This is a genomic window from Pseudomonas sp. CM25 (assembly GCF_013179705.1).
Classification (GTDB): Bacteria; Pseudomonadota; Gammaproteobacteria; order Pseudomonadales; family Pseudomonadaceae; genus Aquipseudomonas.
On record NZ_JABMCW010000571.1, the window covers coordinates 1 to 2,093 of the forward strand.

Below are 2,093 nucleotides of genomic sequence, written 5' to 3' on the forward strand. Positions count from 1 at the left end.
GGCCGAGCACGACTTGCAGGAATATCGAACGCGAGCACCATTTGAGCATGGAAGTGATCTCTGATCGGTGTCCTTGCTTCGGTAGCCGCACGGGGCGAAAGAGCGCAGGACTTAATTATTGTGGTCTTACCGGTTTGTTCAGCGCCAGGCCATAAAAGCGCGAAAAATCCCAGATTGCAAGGCTTTTTGGCCTTACCGGTCTGACCAGTTGTGGGGCAACTCGGCCCACCAGGCTCTAGTTCGGTGCGCACCGCAATCGGAATGCACAGAAAACAGTTCAGGGCATGGCCGGTGCCTGGTTACAGTTTGCAATCCGCTTGTAGCAATCCGCTTGCCAATCGCCGAGCCAGCCTCGACTTTTTTGATAACGCCATGATTCGTAAGGTTTATTTGCATTATGTGGCTGAAATCGTAGAATCCGCGCCCGACCGGGCAGTCAGCAACGGGCCGTTTGCGGGAAAATCCTCCCGACCCCGCCCCAAGCTGGCGCCTGGCGTTCAAATGAATGGAGTCTCATCGTGCGCCTCAACCTCCCGGTCACCCCGGTCGAGCAACGTTTCCCCCCTGGTCAGCGGCTGATTTCCGCCACTGATACCGCCAGCCTGATCACCTACTGCAACCCCGAATTCACTGCCATCAGCGGTTACAGCGAGGCCGAACTGATCGGCAGCCCGCACAACCTGGTGCGCCATCCGGACATGCCACCGGCGGTGTATGCGCTGATGTGGCGTTACCTGAAGGCCGGCAAGAGTTGGATGGGCATCGTCAAGAACCGCTGCCGCAACGGCGACTACTACTGGGTCAACGCCTACGTCACCCCCATCCTCGAAGGCGGGCGGGTGGTTGGCTACGAGTCGGTGCGGGTGTGCCCCACACGTGAGCAGGTGGCCCGCGCCGAGGCCCTGTATGCACGGCTGCGCAACGGCCAACCGGCCTTGTCGGCAGCGCACCGGCTGGGCTCGCTGGCTCAGGCCCTGGCCTTGCCACTGGCGGGTGGGCTGCTGGCGGTGGGTGCCAACCAGCTGTGGCCCGGCTTGCCGGGGCAGGGCCTTACAGCGGGCCTGTTCCTGGCCTACGGCTTGTGGGCGCGCAACGCCGTCGGACGGCAGTTGCAGCAGGTTGTGCAGGGCGCCGAGGGCACCTTCGCCGACCCGGTCGCAGCCTTGACCTACAGCGACTTGCCAGGTGCTGCGGGGCAACTGCAAGTGATGCTGATCAGTGAGGAGGCACGGCTGAAAACCGCGTTGACCCGCTTGAGCGACCTGGCCGGGCAAATGGCCGTGGCCGCCCATGATGCCGGGCAATTGTCACGCGGCACCGAAGCGGCATTGCTGGACCAGCGCGCCGAAACCGACCTCAGCGCCACGGCGATGAACCAGATGGCTGTTTCCATCGGCCAGGTGGCCAACCACGTACAGCTGACTGCCGCCGAGGCGCACACCGCGCACCTGCTGGCGGCGCAGGGCAGCCAGGTGGCCGATGCCAGTGGCGCGGCCATCCGCACCCTGGCCAGCACCGTGACCCAGATCAACCAGGCGGTCAGCCACCTGGCTGGTCAGACCGGCGCCATCGCCGACGCCGCCGGGATGATCCGCAGCATTGCCGAGCAGACCAACCTGCTGGCGCTCAACGCGGCCATCGAGGCCGCGCGTGCGGGCGAGCATGGCCGCGGTTTTGCCGTGGTCGCCGATGAGGTGCGGGCACTTGCCGACAAGACCCGCCAGTCGACCTTGCACATCCAGGCCATCATCGACGCCCTGCGCAGTGGTGCCGAGGAGGCTGTGGAAATTGCCACCCAAGGTATCATCGGGGCCGAGCAGGGCGTTGCCCAGGTGCAGGAGGCCCGGCAGGCACTGCATGGCATTCGTGACGCGGTGCAGCGTATCAGCGACATGAGCCAGCAGATGGCCACGGCCTCGCAGCAGCAATCGGCAGTGGCCGAAGACGTTTCGCGGCAGATCAATGGCGTGGCCGGCATTGCCCGGCACAGCGCCAGCAGCGCCAACGCCGCCGCTTCGCGTGGCGCCGAACTGGAGCAGGTGTGCGCCGGATTGCGTGCCCTGGTGGAGCGCTTCAACCGCTAAGGCAGGATG

General features: G+C 64.6%; 1 protein-coding gene and 1 pseudogene. Both read left to right on the plus strand.

Annotated elements, in window-relative coordinates:
* Positions 1-518: 518 nt before the first annotated feature.
* Positions 519-800 (plus strand): annotated as a pseudogene (locus HP546_RS31940) (PAS domain-containing protein); the annotation flags it as partial.
* A gap of 207 nt (positions 801-1,007) precedes the next feature.
* Complete coding sequence (locus HP546_RS29545) at positions 1,008-2,084, plus strand: methyl-accepting chemotaxis protein (RefSeq protein WP_372242478.1); 1,077 nt, start codon at positions 1,008-1,010, stop codon at positions 2,082-2,084.
* Positions 2,085-2,093: the final 9 nt, after the last annotated feature.